Origin of the sequence: Streptomyces sp. AA1529 (assembly GCF_000280905.1) — a bacterium.
Classification (GTDB): domain Bacteria; phylum Actinomycetota; class Actinomycetes; order Streptomycetales; family Streptomycetaceae; genus Streptomyces.
The window spans coordinates 1-15,020 of sequence record NZ_ALAP01000093.1 but is presented as its reverse complement, the minus strand read 5'-3'; the positions used below and the strand labels follow the sequence as shown (position 1 = coordinate 15,020).

General features: G+C 74.9%; 12 protein-coding genes. 4 read left to right on the top strand and 8 right to left on the bottom strand.

The genetic code is table 11. From position 1 onward, the window contains the following. Window positions 1-28: 28 nt before the first annotated feature. From A949_RS0127295 to A949_RS0127285, 3 genes are all read right to left on the bottom strand, one after another. A complete protein-coding gene (locus A949_RS0127295; RefSeq protein WP_019359232.1) occupies window positions 29-1,282 on the bottom strand; it encodes a glycosyltransferase family 4 protein in 1,254 nt (417 codons plus the stop codon). 281 nt (window positions 1,283-1,563) lie between these two features. Next, window positions 1,564-2,136, bottom strand: coding sequence for a DUF2165 domain-containing protein (locus A949_RS34750; protein WP_019359231.1), 573 nt, complete (start codon window positions 2,134-2,136; stop codon window positions 1,564-1,566). A gap of 186 nt (window positions 2,137-2,322) precedes the next feature. Then, entirely contained in the window at window positions 2,323-3,699 is a 1,377-nt protein-coding gene (locus A949_RS0127285) for an MFS transporter (RefSeq protein WP_019359230.1), read from the bottom strand. Window positions 3,700-3,811: 112 nt separating this feature from the next. Between A949_RS0127285 and A949_RS0127280 the strand changes: the two genes are divergently transcribed. Next, window positions 3,812-4,702: a LysR family transcriptional regulator gene (locus A949_RS0127280; protein WP_019359229.1), complete on the top strand. Its 891-nt coding sequence runs from the start codon at window positions 3,812-3,814 to the stop codon at window positions 4,700-4,702. A 96-nt stretch (window positions 4,703-4,798) separates the two neighbouring features. Here the strand turns inward: A949_RS0127280 and A949_RS0127275 are convergent, their stop codons facing one another. Both A949_RS0127275 and A949_RS0127270 read right to left on the bottom strand, forming a co-directional pair. Continuing rightward, entirely contained in the window at window positions 4,799-5,434 is a 636-nt protein-coding gene (locus tag A949_RS0127275) for a response regulator (RefSeq protein WP_019359228.1), read from the bottom strand. Further along, complete coding sequence (locus tag A949_RS0127270) at window positions 5,431-6,639, bottom strand: sensor histidine kinase (RefSeq protein WP_019359227.1); 1,209 nt, start codon at window positions 6,637-6,639, stop codon at window positions 5,431-5,433. Before A949_RS0127270 ends, A949_RS0127275 begins: the two co-directional genes overlap by 4 nt. Window positions 6,640-6,809: 170 nt before the next feature. Between A949_RS0127270 and A949_RS0127265 the strand changes: the two genes are divergently transcribed. Further along, entirely contained in the window at window positions 6,810-7,901 is a 1,092-nt protein-coding gene (locus A949_RS0127265; RefSeq protein ID WP_019359226.1) for an ABC transporter permease, read from the top strand. Continuing rightward, the gene (locus tag A949_RS0127260; protein WP_019359225.1) at window positions 7,898-8,593 is read left to right on the top strand and encodes an ABC transporter ATP-binding protein; all 696 of its coding nucleotides are present in this window, start codon (window positions 7,898-7,900) and stop codon (window positions 8,591-8,593) included. The genes A949_RS0127265 and A949_RS0127260 overlap by 4 nt, the downstream gene beginning before the upstream one ends. Here A949_RS0127260 and A949_RS0127255 read toward each other — a convergent pair. From A949_RS0127255 to A949_RS0127245, 3 genes are read right to left on the bottom strand one after another with little or no spacing between them, the layout of a single operon-like run. After that, window positions 8,571-10,811 carry a xanthine dehydrogenase family protein molybdopterin-binding subunit gene (locus tag A949_RS0127255; RefSeq protein WP_019359224.1) on the bottom strand — a complete coding sequence of 747 codons (2,241 nt, stop codon included), beginning with the start codon at window positions 10,809-10,811 and terminating at the stop codon, window positions 8,571-8,573. The two genes, A949_RS0127260 and A949_RS0127255, sit on opposite strands and share 23 nt — an antisense overlap. Then, window positions 10,808-11,821 carry an FAD binding domain-containing protein gene (locus tag A949_RS0127250; protein ID WP_019359223.1) on the bottom strand — a complete coding sequence of 338 codons (1,014 nt, stop codon included), beginning with the start codon at window positions 11,819-11,821 and terminating at the stop codon, window positions 10,808-10,810. The genes A949_RS0127255 and A949_RS0127250 overlap by 4 nt, the downstream gene beginning before the upstream one ends. An 11-nt stretch (window positions 11,822-11,832) precedes the next feature. Continuing rightward, window positions 11,833-12,354, bottom strand: coding sequence for a (2Fe-2S)-binding protein (locus A949_RS0127245; RefSeq protein ID WP_019359222.1), 522 nt, complete (start codon window positions 12,352-12,354; stop codon window positions 11,833-11,835). A gap of 267 nt (window positions 12,355-12,621) precedes the next feature. Here A949_RS0127245 and A949_RS34745 point away from each other — a divergent pair. Beyond that, a partial coding sequence (locus tag A949_RS34745) for a SpoIIE family protein phosphatase (RefSeq protein WP_019359221.1) occupies window positions 12,622-15,020 on the top strand: 2,399 nt, incomplete at its 3' end.

The window sequence follows — 15,020 nt, the reverse complement described above, 5'->3', positions numbered from 1 at the left end:
CCCGCTGCGGGACGCCGGGCCCGCCGGATCACCTCCGGGCCGCTCGGAGCGCGTATCCGGCCCCCGAGCGCGCTGCCTCCCGGGCCGTGTACGCCCCGCCGAGCAGGCTGCCGCGGGCTCGGTGCAGCGTGCCCGACCGGCGGTTCACCAGCGAGGTCAGCAGATCCTCGTACCGGGCGGCCAGGCGCGCCGGGTCGAACCGGGCCGACGCGGCCAGTGCGGCCCGCCCCATACGTGTGCGCAGGCCCTCGTCGTTGATCAGCCGCAACAGCGCACCGGAGATCGCGCCCACATCACCTGTGGGCACCAGGATCCCGTCCTCGCCGTGCCGGATGATCTCCCCGGGCCCGTGCGGGCAGTCGGTGGCCACGACCGGAAGCCCGCACCGCATCGCCTCGACGATGGTCATCCCGAACGATTCGAGGCTCGAGGTGACGGCACAGATCGCGCCCTTCACCCACTCGGCCTCGATGGGGTTGGCCGAGCCCATCAGGAAGACGTGGTTGTAGAGGCCGAGTTCGTCGATGAGCCGGCGCAGCTTGTCGTGCTCCCGGCCGTGGCCGTAGATGCGCAGACCCCAGTCCGGGCGTTCCCGGACCACCTCGGCGAAGGCGCGTATGAGCACGTCGTAGCGCTTGGCCGGGGCGAGCCGCCCCGCGGCCACCACCCACTTGCCGCTGCCGTCCGTCGGACCGATCTGCGGCTCGGGCACGCTGTTGGGGAGCCCCTCGACGCGCACGCCGGGCAGGCGCAGCGTGCTGCGGTAGTCGCGGGCGTCCGCCTCGGTCACCGTGGTGACCGCGTCCAGCCGGGGATAGGTGCGCCGCAGCAGACGCTTGAGCCGTACGGAGTGCGTGGCGAGGGTGAGGTGCTCCTGCCCCAGCCGCACCGGGCCGCGCCGCGTCTGCCGGGCCACGTGCACGTTGAGTCCGGGCCGGGTCCCGATCACGACGTCCGCCTCGGTGCTCCTGAGATACGCGCCGATCCGGCGGTCCGTCAGCGCGCTGTGCCGCGAGTACTGGCCGTCGGCCGCCGGGAAGACCCGGGCCGGCCGGGCGTGTTCGGGATCGTCGCCTTCATAGGTCGGCCGGTTCCGCCGCATGTCGACCAGCGAGCTCAGCCGTACGCGCTCGCCCGGCTCGAAGAACAGCCTGTCCCGGTACCGGAAGACGGACACGACCTCCACGTCGTGCTGCTCGGAGAGCGCGTCCGCCAGGTTGAAGGTGGTGCGGACCGTCCCGCCCATCCCGTACGCGCTGAAGATCAGAAACGAGATGTGCATGGGTCCTCATATCCGGTGCTGTGGGTCGGGACGGCGGGCCGCGCGGAGCGGGAGGTGCCGAGCGGGGCGGGTGGCGATGCGGGAGCGGAGCGCGTCCGTCCCTCTGCTGCGGTGTTCTGCACGGGGGGTTCGATGCCGGCTCGGCACGGAAAGTTCACGGCGGGCGCCGGGTTTCCGACCGCGGCCACCGGCCCGGGGGCCGCGGCGCCCGGCCGGCGGGCGGAACGCGGCGGGCCGGGGAGGGGATCCCCCCCGCCCCGGCCCGCTCCGGCCGCCGCCGGTCAGTCCGTACCGCCGCCCGGCGCGCCAGGCCGGTCCGGGGTGGTGTGCACGGTCAGCAGCGTGAGCCCGCTCAGCAGCACGACGCGGGTGGCGGCCTCCAGCCCGTTCCACTTCTCCGACTGCCACATGGCGAACCACTCCCCGCCGAGCGCGATGAACCCCGCCCCGAACAGGACGAGGAGCATCAGCAGGCCCGCGGTGGACAGCGAGCGGGCACGGTGCCGGTCCCCGCGGCGCAGCCACAGCCCGGTCGCCGCGATCAGCACCAGCGCCGCGGCCGACTCCCACACGACGATCGCGACGTAGGCCGCGTCCTGCCAGGCGCGGGAAGTGACCGCCCGCCACATCACATCCCCGTCCCGGAACGTGGTGTCCATCGCCAGCACGTGCCGGACGAACTCCCGGTTCGTGTCGAAGTCGGTGACGTTCCCGAACGCGACCAGGGCGATGTACAGGGCCACGACGCCGGTCAGGACGGCCGCCGCCGCCTCGCGTACGTCATGGAAGCGGCGGGCCGCGGCTCCCGCCGGACCGGTGCGCGGGCCGCGGTGCTGATCCGAAGAGGCATTCATGATCCGACTATGGGCCGCGGATCCCGGGTGCAGAAGACCGCCTGCCCCGCACGGAACGTCCGCGGGCTGCCCGGGCAGCTGCCCTGCGGAGACCGGGCCCGTGGACGGCGGGCTCCCGGCACACCGTCGGTCGTCCCCGGGCAGCGGTGCCGACCGGTGCCCGGCACCGCTGCCCCGTGCACCCGGTCACGGACGCCGTACGCCGCCGAACCAGGCGGCCGTCCCGGCACACACCACCGCCGCCACGGCGAACGCCCAGGGAGCCGAGCCGATGCCCGCCGCGAGGGGCGCGCCCATGGCGGCGATGCCCAGGCTCGCACCCGTCTGCCGTGCCGCGTTGAGCATGCCCCCCACGGCACCGCCCGCGCCCGGCGGGGCCGCTCCGGCCACAGCGGTGACCAGCGCGGGCAGGGCGAACGAGACGCCGAGACCGGTCAGCAGCAGCCCAGCGGCCAGCCAGCCGTACGGCGCCCTGGCCCACGCGGCCGTTGCGAGCACGGCGCCCCCGGCGGCGAGCAGCACGAGCCCGCCGAGCACCGGCGGCCGAGCGCCCCGCCTGGCCACGATCCGGCCGGTCAGCGGCGGGTTCACGGCGAACGGGATCGTCAGCGGCAGAAAGGCGAGCCCCGTCTCCAGCGCCGACATGCCGCGGTCGGTCAGCAGCAGGGGCAGTACGAAGAGGCTGCCGGCCAAGGCGAAGTTGACCGCGGCTCCCGCGGCCAGACCGGCCCGCGCGGCTCCGGCACCCAGCAGCGCCCGGTTCAGCACCGGCGCCGTGCTGCGCCGCTCCAGCCGTGCGAAGGCCGCGCCGGTGACCGCGGCGCCGCCCAGCGCCGCGGCGGTGTGCGGCCAGGCTGCCGCGCCTGCGGCGATGAGCCCGTCCGTGACCAGTGCCAGACAGGCGCACGCCGCCAATTGGGCGGGCCAGTCCACTTTTCGGTCCCCCCGCGGGCAGTGCAGGCTCCGGGTGGCCGTCAGCACCAGAACCGCCGCGCCGAGCGGGACGTTGATCAGGAAGACGGCCCGCCAGCCGGCGGCGCCGACCAGCGCGCCGCCCGCCAGCGGTCCGGTGGCCACCGCGGCGCCGCTGATCGCCGCCCAGGTCGCGACGGCCCGCGCGTGCTGACCCCGGTCCGGGTAGAGGCGGCCGATCAGCGCGAGCGACGAGGGCACGCAGGCGGCGGCCGCGGCACCCAGCAGCGCGCGCATCCCGACCAGGGCGCCGACGGTGGGGGCGAGCGCGCACAGCGCCGACCCCAGCGCGAACAGCGCCGCACCGGCACGGAAGACCCGGTGCGCGCCGAGCCGGTCGGCGAGCGCCCCGGCCGACAGCAGCAGCGCCGCGAAGACCACCGTGTAGCTGTTGGCCGCCCATTGGAGACCGGCCACCGACGTGTGCAGGGAGGCCGCCAGGTCCGGCTCGGCGACCGACAGCACGGTGGTGTCGAGCAGGACCATGAAGTAGCCGAGCGAGATTCCCGCCAGCACGGTTCCCCGGTGCCGGAGCGGGGAGCGCGGACGACCGGCCGTGCTCGCCGGCGGAAGGTGTTTGTCGAGCGTCATACGGGGCACTGTGCGCCCGGCGCGCTCCGCCCTCCACCGGCGCAGCCGTACACTCCGTTCGGGAGATCCGCACGGCCACGAATCGGCACGGCCACGGGGGAGAGGCGGGGGCATGGAGCTGCGACAACTCCGCACCTTCGAGGCGGTGGTGAAGCACGGCACGGTCACCGAGGCCGCCCACGCGCTCGATCTCGCCCCCTCGTCGGTCTCGGCGCACATCCGCGCGCTGGAGGAGGCGATGGGGGTCGCCCTGTTCGCGCGTACCGCGCACGGCATGCGCACGACGGCCGCGGGCGACCGGTTGGTGGACTGGGCGGCCCGGCTGCTGCGCCAGTCCGAGCAGGCGGTCGGCGAGGTGCGGGGCGCGGTCCGGCCGCTGCGGCTCGGCGCGCTGGAGACCATCGCGGCCACCTGCGTACCCGCGGTGCTGCGCCGGTTCGCCAGCCGGCGGCCCCGCCTGGGAGTCGAGGTGCGGGTCGCCACCGGGCGCGGCGTGCTGCTCGACGAGGTCGCCGCGGGGAGCCTGACCGCCGCGCTGCTCCTGGACCGCGGCGAGAGCCTGGGCGGGCTGGGCTTCCCCCTCCCGGCGGCGCCGCTCTCGAGCCTGGACGTGGGTGCCGTCCCGCTGGACCTGGTGGCCGCTCCCGGGCATCCGCTGGCCGGCCGCCCGCTGGAGGCGGCCGGGCTGGCGGGCGAGCGGCTGCTGGTCAACGTGGCGCAGTGCTCTTTCCGGATGGTCGCCGACCACCTGCTGGGTCCCGAGGTCGAGCGGGTGGAAGCCGGTGGGGTGCCGGTGATGCGGGCCTGGGCGGAACAGGGCCTGGGCATCGCGCTGCTGCCCCGGTTCGCGGTCGAGGACGGGCTGGAACAGGGCCGTCTGGTCCGGCTCGGGCTGCCCGCCCCCGACCTCGCGCTGCGGCTGGTGTGGAGCACCGCCGAGGAGGCGCTGCCCGAGGTGCGCGAACTGCTGTACGCGGCGAGCGGCAGCCGCGGCGCCGCCTGAGAGCGCGGTGCCCGACCGGCCCGGCGCCCACCGCCCCGGCGGCGGGACCGGGGGAGAGCGTCGCGAGGCCAGGCCGGGACCCGGTGCGGCGGCCGGTCAGCGGCGGATGAACCCGAGCTCCGTGGCGGCGGCCACGGCCGCGGTGCGGGAGTCGACGTCGAGCTTGGCGTAGATGCGCGCCAGATGGGACTTGACCGTGCCCTCGGTGAGGTGCAGCCGCCGGCCGACGTCCTTGTTGGACAGCCCTGCGGCGACCAGGGTCAGCACCTCGGTCTCCCGCTGGGTCAGGGCGGTTCCCGGGGCGCGCAGCCGCCGCATGATGCGGTCGGCGACCGCGGGCGCGAGGGTGGTGCGGCCCGTGGCAGCGGTGCGTACGGCCTCGGCCAGTTCGTCCGGCGGCGCGTCCTTGAGGAGGTAGCCGGTGGCGCCCGCCTCGATGGCCGGCAGCGCGTCGGCGTCGGTGCCGTAGGTGGTGACGATCAGGACCCGCGGCGCGCCGGGACGCGCGGTGATGGCGGCAGTGGCCTCCGAACCGGTCATACCGGCACCGAACTGCAGATCCATCAGCACCACGTCGATCCCGCCCCCGGCGGCGCGGGCGACGGCTTCCTCGGCCGTGGCGGCTTCGGCCACGACGGCGAGCCCCGGTTCGGTCTCCAGGACGGCGCGCAGCCCGGCGCGCACCACGGGGTGATCGTCGGCCAGCAGCAGCCGGACGGCATCGCCGGTCACCGGCGAACCTCCGCGTCGGACCGGTGCGCGGCCGGTACCGGAAGCTGGGCCGCCAGCGCGGTGCCGCTGCCCGGTGCCGACTCGACGATGAGGCTGCCGCCCAGCCCGGCCAGCCGGGCCCGCATGGCCGGCAGGCCGAAGCCGCCGGTACCCGGGTCGCGGGCGGGCAGCCCGCCCGGATCGAAGCCCGCCCCGTCGTCCACGACGTCCACGGCCACCTGCTCCCCGAGGTAGCTGAGCGTGACCTCCGCGCGGGTGGCACCGGCGTGGGACGCCGTGTTCGACAGCGCGGACTGGACGACGCGCAGCAGGGCGGCCTCGTGCGGAGCGGGCAGGAGAACCGGGCGGCCGGTGAGATGGAAGCCGACGGACAGCGGATGGCGCGCCGAGACGGTCGCGCACAGCCGCTCCAGCGCGCCGGCCAGCGTGCCGCCCTCCAGCGCGGGCGGAGCGAGCGCGGCGACGAACCGGCGGGCTTCGGCGAGATTGTCCACGGCGGCCTTCCGGGCCTGGTCGACGTACGCGCCGGCGGCCCGCGGACGGCCGGGCAGGGCCCGCTCGGCCGCCCGCAGCAGCAACTGGATGCTGGAGAGGCCCTGGGCGAGCGTGTCGTGGATCTCCCGGGCGAGGCGTTCCCGCTCCTCCAGCACCCCCGCCGCGTGCTGGGCGGCGGCCAGGTCGGCCCGGGTCGCCGTCAGCTCCTCGATCAGCCGGCGGCGCTGCTCGCTCTCCCGGTACAGCGCCTGGTAGCCCCGGACGACAACCACCGCGACCGCCGCGCCCAGGGCCGGCCCCAGCGCTGTCGCCACGGTGAAGGCACCCTGGTGCGCCGCGAAGGCACCGATCGCGGCGGCGGTGGTGGCGGCCACCGCGACGAGGCCGCCGCGCCGGGGCAGCAGGTGGAGCTGGAGGAAGTACAGCGGGAAGGCCACCCACACCCCGTCCGACGACAGGGCCAGCAGCCCCAGCCAGATCACCCCCAGCGCGGCGAGCCATCCGGCGGCGGCCCGCCGGGAGCGCCCGACGGCGGGCAGCAGTGGCCCCGCCGCGTACGCCGCGCCGAGCAGCAGGGCGACGGCGACGACGGCCACCGCCCCCGGCCGGTGGCCGGCCACGGCACGGCCGGCGGCCAGGGCCAGGAGCCCGGCGACGAGCAGATGCAGGCACCAGGCCAGGGCCCGGGTGGTGGGAGTCAGCGTATTCACGGCCACTCCAGCGTACGAGCAGCTGCCGCTGCGCCGCCTCTGTCGAAAGATGGAACCTGTCCGCCGGCTTTCGGCCCGCGGAGTGCCCTCCCGCGAGCGATGCCGCGGCGACGGGGGAGCGGCGACGCTGGGGGCCCAGCCGTTCCGTCGCATGAAAGCAGGCCGCAGCAGTGTTCGTCGCCTGGAGGGACCTCAAGTTCGCCAAGGGGCGGTTCATCCTCATGGGAACCGTCATCGTGCTTCTCACCCTGCTGGTCGGGCTGCTCTCCGGCCTGACCGCGGGCCTCGGCCGGCAGAACACCTCCGCGATCACCGGGCTCGCCGCCGACCGGATCGCCTTCGACGCGCCCGGCGCCGGGGAGGAACCCTCCTACGCCGACTCCACCGTCACCCGCCGCCAGTGGCGCACCTGGGCCGACGCGCCCGGGGTCACCCGCGCAGAACCCCTCGGCATCCGCACCACCAGAGCCGCCTTCGGGAGCCGGAGCGCCGGGGTCTCGGCGTTCGGGGTGCGCCCCGGCTCCGAGCTCGCCCCGGACGGCCACCGCATCGACGGGAACTCCGCGGTGCTCTCGCAGGGCGCCGCCGAGGCCCTCGGCGTCCGCGTCGGTGACAGCTTCTCCCTGGCCGGACACCGGCTGACCGCGGCCGCCGTCGCCGGGGACGCCTCCTTCAGCCACACTCCGGTGATCTTCACCAGCCTGCGTGCCTGGCAGCGGACCGTGCTGCCCGCCGAGGCCGGATCCGACGGCCCCGCGGCGACCGTCGTCGCCCTGCGCACCGCGGCGGGAGCGGACATCACCGCCACCGACCGCGCGGCGGGCACCCGGACCCTGGCCAAGGACGACTCGCTGTCCGCGATCGGCTCCTACACCTCCGAGAACGGATCCCTGCAGCTGATGCGCGGCTTCCTGTACGCCATCTCGGCGCTGGTCATCGGCGCCTTCTTCACGGTGTGGACCATCCAGCGCAGTGGCGACATCGCCATCCTCAAGGCGCTGGGCGCCTCCACCGCGCGCCTGCTGCGGGACGCCCTCGGCCAGGCCCTGCTCCTGCTGGCCGGCGGCACCGCGCTGGGCACCGCCCTCGCCGCCGGTGCGGGTGCGGTGCTGTCCGGCTCCGCGGTGCCGTTCCTGCTCACCCCCGCCACCGTCCTGGTCCCCGCCGCCGTCACCGTCCTGCTCGGTGCGCTGGGGGCCGCCCTCTCCGTCCGCCGGATCACCTCCGTGGACCCGCTGACCGCACTGGGGAGTGCCCGATGAGCCTCGAGTTGACCGACATCACCCTCACCTACCCCGACGGCGACGGCGTGCTGACCGCGCTGGACCGTGTCAGCCTCCGGGTGCCCGCGGGGAGCGTCACCGCCGTCGTCGGCCCCTCCGGCTCCGGCAAGTCGAGCCTGCTCGCCGTTGCCGCCACCCTCATCAGGCCCGACTCCGGCACGGTGACCGTCGACGGCGCCGACACCACCGCCATGAGCCGCCGGGAGCTGACCACGCTGCGCCGGGAGCGCATCGGCATCGTCTTCCAGCAGCCCAACCTGCCGGCCTCGCTCACCGCGGCCGAGCAACTCCAGGTCATGGCACAGCTCGGCGGACGCTCCGCCGCCCGGGCCCGCCCCCGCGCCCTGGAGCTGCTGGCGGCCGTCGGCCTGACCGGGCAGGCGGAGCGGCGCCCCCACCAGCTCTCCGGCGGTCAGCGCCAGCGCGTCAACATCGCCCGCGCCCTGATGAACGACCCCACCGTGCTGCTGGTCGACGAACCCACCAGCGCCCTCGACCACGAGCGGGGAGCCGCGGTCCTCGACCTGCTCGTGCGGCTCACCCGTCGGCAGGGCGCGGCCACCGTCCTGGTCACCCACGACCGGTCGCAGCTGTCCGCCGTCGACCGGCTCGCCGAGGTCCACGACGGACGCCTCGCGGCCGGCCCGGTCACAGCAGCGCCTCGACGGTGACCGGCAGCTGACGCACCCGGCGCCCGGTCGCGTGGTGGACGGCGTTGGCGATGGCCGCCGCCGCACCCACCTGGCCGATCTCGCCGACGCCCTTGACCCCGAGCGGATTGACCACGGTGTCCTCGACCTCCACCAGTTCGACCTCGACCTCGGGCGCGTCGGCATTGACGGCGACCAGATACGAGCCCAGGCTCGCGTGGGTCCAGCGGCCGGTGCCGGGCCGCATACGGTTGGACTCCAGCAGCGCCTGGCCCAGGCCCCACAGCATGCCGCTCATCAACTGGCTGCGCGCCGTGCGGGGGTTGAGCACCCGGCCGGGGGCGAAGGCGCCCGTCATCCGGCGCACCCGCACCAGGCCCAGCTCCGGGTCGACGGCGACCTCGGCGAACTGCGCGCCGAACGTCATCATCGCGTACGGCGCCGCGCTGTCCGGCTGCCACGACCCGGTGGCCTCCGCGTCCGGCCGGGCGGTGCGCCGCAGCAGTCCGGCGTAGGACTCGGCGGCGCTCCCGGCCCGCATGACGCCGTCCCGTACGGCGACCTCGGCCGGGTCCCGGCCGTGCAGCGGGGAACCGTGGTCGGCCACCGCCAGGGCGACGAGCTGTTCCCGCAGCGCTGTTCCGGCGCTGTGCACCGCGGCGCTGATCATGCCGGCGCCCGCGGAGCCGACCGCGGCGGCGATGTCGGGCAGCGCGGTGTCCCCGCCCTCGAACCGGCAGCGCCCCACCGGCAGGCCGAGGGCGTCGGCGGCGACCTGCGTCATGGCCGTGACCACACCTGTGCCGAACTCGGGTGTGGCGGCCTGGACGACAGCGGTGCCGTCGTCGTAGAGCCGGGCGCGGGCGCGCTGCGGGGTGGGCGGCGGGGCGACGGGATACCCGGCCGCGGCCATCCCGGTGCCGATCAGCCAGTCGCCCTCGCGCCGCACCCCCGGGCGCGGATCGCGGTCCTGCCAGCCGAAGCGCTCCGCGCCCCGCCGGTAGCACTCCCGCAGTCCGCTGCTGGACCAGGGCTGCCCCGTCATCGGGCTGACGTCGGCGTGGTTGCGCAGCCGCAGCTCCACGGGGTCCAGGCCGAGTTCGTGGGCGAGTTCGTCCATCGTGCACTCGAGCGCGAACAGCCCGCTGGCCTCGCCCGGCGCCCGCATGAAGGTCGGGGTCATGGTGTTGGCCCGGAAGAGGCGGTAGACGCCGTCGAAGTGGGGGCAGGCGTAGAGCTGTGCGGAGACCCCGATCGAGGGCTCGGCCCAGTCGTCGAAGTGCGAGGTGGGCGAGAGCTTGTGGTGCCGGATCGCGGTCAGCCGCCCCTCGCGGGTCGCCCCGAGGCTGATCCGCTGCTCCTGTTCCTCACGGTGCCCGACGGAGGTGAACATCTGTTCGCGGGTGAGTGTGAGTCTGACCGGCCGGCCGACGGCCCGGGCCGCCAGCGCGGCCAGTGCAGGATGAGCGTGGATCATCGCCTTGGAGCCGAAGCTGCCGCCCACGTAGTGGCCGATCACGCGGATCCTCGAGCGGGGGATGCCCAGCAGCCGGGCGACGGTGATCTGGGTGGCGTTCACTCCCTGGGTCGAGTCGTGGAGGACGAGTCCGTCCCCCTCCCACCAGGCGGTGGTGCACGCCGGCTCCAGCGGGTTGTGGTGGTTGGCCGCGAACGTGAACGCGGCGTCCACCCGCAGTTCGGCCCCGGCCAGTCCGGCGTCGGCGTCCCCGCGGGAGACCCGTCCGGGCAGCCGGCCGCCGAAGATCCGCTCGGGCACATAGGCCTGGTCCCGGCCCTGTTCGAAGGTGGTCGTCGCGGGAGTCTCCTCGTAGGAGATCCGCAGCAGATGCGCCGCGTGCTGCGCCCGCTCCCAGGTGTCGGCGACGACCAGGGCGATGTGCTGGCCCGCGTAGTGGACGGTGTCGTCCTGCATCGGGAAGAACGTCTGCCCGGGGGCCGCGGTGCCGGCCAGGGAGGGCACGAGAGGCGGCTGTTCGGCGATCCCGGGCAGGTTCTCGTGCGTGAGGACGGCCAGCACCCCCTCCTCGGCTCGGGCGGCCTCCGCGTCGACGGCCAGCACCCGGCCCGCGGCGATCCGGGAGCCCACCAGGCAGGCGTGGGCCGCACCAGGGGCCGGCACCTCGGTGGAGTAGCGGGCGCTGCCGGTGACCTTGGGCCGGCCGTCCAGACGTGCCAGATCCTGTCCGACTGCCGTCCCCGTGCTCGCGGTCGCGGTCATGCGTGGCTCCCGGCCTCGAGGCCGGTGCCCTCGGCGAGCGTGCCGAGCGCACGTACCAGCGCCCGCTGGGCGAGTTCGACCTTGAAGGCGTTCATGGGTGTCGGCCGCGCCTCGGCCAGTTCCACCTGGGCGGCCTGCGCGAAGGCGCGCCGCTCCGGCACCTCGCCGACCAGGAAGTCCTCGACCCGCCGGGCCCGCCACGGCTTGGTGGCCGCGCCCCCGAGCGCCACCCGGATGTCCGCGATCCTGCCGTCCACCACCGACAGCGCCGCCGCCACCGACACGAGCGCGAACTCGTACGACGCGCGGTCCCGCACCTTCAGGTACAGCGACCGGCGGGCCACCGGAGCGGGCGGTACCTCGATCGCGGTGATCAGCTCGCCGTGGGCCATCGGATGCTCGCGGTGCGGGGAGTCGCCGGGCAGCAGGAAGAAGTCGTCCAGCGGGTAGGCCCGTTCGCCGCCGCCCGGACCCAGGGTGTGCACCGAGGCGTCCAGGGCGGTCAGGGCGACGGCCGCGTCCGAGGGGTGGGCTGCGATGCAGTGCTCGCTGGTGCCGAGTACGGCGTGGTCGCGGCTGTGGCCGGTCAGAGCCGAGCAGCCGGAACCCGGCTCCCGCTTGTTGCAGGGCGCCTGGGGGTCGCGGAAGTAGGCGCAGCGGACCCGTTGCAGCAGGTTCCCGCCCAGCGACGCCATGTGGCGCAACTGCGGGGACGCCCCCTTCTCCAGCGCCTCGGAGAGCATCGGGAAGCGCTCCCTGACCGCCGGAGCGGTGGCGACATCGCTCATCCGGGTGGTGGCGCCGATGCGCAGACCCCTCTCGGGGGTGGTCTCGATCCCGGCGAGCGGCAGATCGTTGATGTCGACCAGCCGGCGCGGTTGCAGCACGTACTGCCGCAGTAGATCGATCTCGGTGGTCCCGCCGGCCAGATAGTCGCAGGTGGGGTCGGCGCTGACGGTGGCGACCGCGCTCTGCGGGTCGGTCGCCCGGGAGTAGGTGATGGGGCGCACGGCGCGGCTCCCTAGGCTCGGTCGCGGACGGCGCGGATCGCCGCCCGGATGTTCGGGTAGGCGGCGCAGCGGCAGAGGTTGCCGCTCATCCCCTCCCTGATCTCCTCGTCGCCGCTCCGGCCCTCCTCGAGGAGGGCCACGGCGGACATGATCTGACCGGGGGTGCAGTATCCGCACTGGAAGGCGTCCTCGTCGATGAACGCCTGCTGCATCGAGTGCAGCGCACCGTCCTCGGCCAGCCCCTCGATCGTGGTCACCTCACGGCCCTCGCAGGCGACGGCGAGGGTCAGACAGGAGAGCACCCGGCGCCCGTCGACCCACACCGTGCAGGCTCCGCAGGTTCCCTGGTCGCAGCCCTTCTTCGCGCCCGTCAATCCCAGCTGCTCGCGCAACGCGTCGAGCAGGCTGACCCGCGGTTCGATCTCGACCGCGCGTTCGGTGCCGTTGACCGGAAGCGCGACCCTGACCGGCCCGGGTCCGCGCTCCTCCAGGGCGACCCCGGGCCGGGCGAGGGCCTGATCATCCGCAGACATACCGCGCCTCCACAGCACGCATCGGGAGAAGAAAAAACCTATATAAATGGGACGGAAATGTAACATTCATGCATGAGTCAGATGGTGTCAGACACCCGCGGGCCTCCGTCGGCACCCTGCGATTCCGTCCCCGCCGCGGACCGCGCCCCGGAACCCGCCCGGCACCCGGGGCACGCCCGCGCCGCCGGGCCGGGCCCGGCCCGGCGGCGCGGGCGCCGGGGCACGACTCGTGGACCGAGACCAGGAGACCCGCCAGGAGAGGCGGCCATGGCTTCCGAGAGAGACCTTCCGACCGAGCCGCTCCGACCGCGCGAAGCGGTCGACCCCGCCATGGCGGTGATCGACACCCACGGCACCGTGACCGGATGGACCCCGGCCGCCGCGGACCTGCTCGGCCGTCCGGCGGCCGACGTGGTGGGCCGCTCCGCCACGGCCCTGCTGACCTCCTCCGAGGACATCTCCCGGGCCGCGGAAGCGGTCGAGCACAGCCGCACCCGCGGCAGTTGGACCGGCCTGACCACGCTGCTGCACCGCAGCGGCCGCCCGGTGGAGGTGGGGCTGCGGGTCTGCCCGCTGTCCGGCGCGGAGGGCCGGAAGTCCTGGCTGGTCGCGGTCGTCGACCTGGGCAGGGCGCCCTCGTGGGTGCTGGGCGGCCCGGTGCTGGAGGCGTTCCTGACCCGCTCGCCGCTGAGCATGGCCGTCCTCAGCCCCGATCTGCGGTACGTGTGGATCAACGACGAGCTGGAGCGCCTGGGCGGGGTTCCGCGGGAGGAGCGCCTGGGCCGCCGCCTGGGCGACACGCTGCCGGGCCTGGACACCCGCGCGCTGGAGGCCCAGATGCGGCGGGTGCTGGCGACCGGCGCGCCTGTGATCGACTACGAGTACCGGGGGTGGACCCCCGCCGAGCCGCACCGGGAGCACGCCTACTCCACGTCCTTCTTCCGGCTCGACGACGCGGACGGCGACGCGATCGGCCTGTGCTACATGGTCATGGACGTCACCGAGAGATGGCGGGCGCGCGAGCGCCTCACCCTGATCAACGAGGCGGGCACCCGCATCGGCAGCACGCTCGACGTGGAGCACACGGCACAGGAACTGGCGGACTTCGCCGTTCCGCGCTTCGCCGACTTCGTCACCGTCGACCTGGTGGAATCGGTGCTGCGGGGCGAGGAGCCCGCGCCGGACCCGCGCGAGAGCCTGCCCGCGTTCCGGCGGGCCGGGCTGCGGTCGATCACCGCCGGGACCCCCGAGTCCGTGTCCGAGCGCGGCGGCCGGACCACCGTGGACCCCGCGTCGCCGTTCGCCCGTGCCTTCCGGTCCGGCGAGGCCCTGATCGACCGGGATCTGGACGGCAACGGCGGCGGCTGGCTGAACCGCGACCCCGACCGGGTCGAGAAGATCCGCCGGTTCGGCATGCACTCGCTGATCGCCGTCCCGGTGCGGGCGCGCGGCGCCATCATGGGCGTCGCGACGTTCGTCCGCTCGCGGTACCCGGCCCCCTTCGAGGAGGACGACCTGCTCCTCGCCGAGGACCTGGTCTCCAGGGCCGCGCTGTGCGTGGACAACGCGCGCCGCTACACCCGCGAGCACACCGCGGCGCTCACCCTCCAGCGCAGCCTGCTGCCGCACGCGCTGCGGGGCGGCACCGCCGTCGAGGTGGCCTCCCGCTACCTTCCCTCCGGCGCGCACGACGGAGTGGGCGGCGACTGGTTCGACCTGATCCCCCTGTCGGGGGCCAGGGTGGCGCTCGTCGTCGGCGACGTCGTGGGCCACGGCATCAACGCGGCGGCGACCATGGGCCGGCTGCGGACGGCCGTGCACACCCTCGCCGACATGGAACTGCCCCCGGACGAACTGCTCGCCCGCCTCGACGACCTGGTCATGCGCCTCACGGAGGAGGAGGCCCGCTCGGAGCCCAGCGCGATCACCGTGCTGGGCGCCACCTGCCTGTACGCCGTCTACGACCCGGTGACCCGGCGCTGCACGATGGCGCGGGCCGGCCACCCGCCGCCCGCCCTGGTCTTCCCGGACGGCACCGTCACCTTCGCCGACCTCCCGGCGGGCCCGCCCCTGGGCCTGGGCGGGCTGCCCTTCGAATCGTCCGAGCTGGAACTCCCCGCGGGCAGCCTCGTCGCCCTCTACACCGACGGGCTCGTCGGCGAGTGCGGCCCGGACATCGACGCCGGACTCAGCCGCCTCGAAGAGGTACTGGCGCATCCGGAGCTGCCGCTGGAGAGCCTGAGCTCGGCCGTGATCGACACTCTGCTGTCCGCACCGCCGGCCGACGACGCGGCCCTGCTCCTCGCCCGTACCCATGTGCTGACCGCCGACCATGTCGTCTCCTGGGAGCTGCCCTCCGAACCCGCCGTCGTCGCGCGGGCCCGCTCCCTGGTCGCCGGCCAACTGCGGGACTGGGGTCTGGACGGGCTGATCCTGACCACGGAGCTGATGGCCAGTGAACTGGTGACCAACGCCATCCGGCACGGCGCCGGACCGATCCGGTTGCGGTTGATCCGGCACACCGTCCTCGTCTGCGAGGTCACCGACAGCAGCAGCACCTCCCCGCGGCTGCGCCACCCCCGGACCACCGACGAGGGCGGGCGCGGCCTCTTCCTCGTCGCCCAGCTCAGCCGTCGGTGGGGTACCCGCTACACCGAGGCAGGCAA

What these genes read in the sequence shown, in the direction of transcription:
- A949_RS34750 (WP_019359231.1), bottom strand. Translation starts at nt 2,136, where the DNA reads ATGAATGCCTCTTCGGATCAGCACCGCGGCCCGCGCACCGGTCCGGCG.
- A949_RS0127255 (WP_019359224.1), bottom strand. Translation starts at nt 10,811, where the DNA reads ATGACCGCGACCGCGAGCACGGGGACGGCAGTCGGACAGGATCTGGCA.
- A949_RS0127280 (WP_019359229.1), top strand. Translation starts at nt 3,812, where the DNA reads ATGGAGCTGCGACAACTCCGCACCTTCGAGGCGGTGGTGAAGCACGGC.
- A949_RS0127295 (WP_019359232.1), bottom strand. Translation starts at nt 1,282, where the DNA reads ATGCACATCTCGTTTCTGATCTTCAGCGCGTACGGGATGGGCGGGACG.
- A949_RS0127260 (WP_019359225.1), top strand. Translation starts at nt 7,898, where the DNA reads ATGAGCCTCGAGTTGACCGACATCACCCTCACCTACCCCGACGGCGAC.
- A949_RS0127285 (WP_019359230.1), bottom strand. Translation starts at nt 3,699, where the DNA reads ATGACGCTCGACAAACACCTTCCGCCGGCGAGCACGGCCGGTCGTCCG.
- A949_RS0127245 (WP_019359222.1), bottom strand. Translation starts at nt 12,354, where the DNA reads ATGTCTGCGGATGATCAGGCCCTCGCCCGGCCCGGGGTCGCCCTGGAG.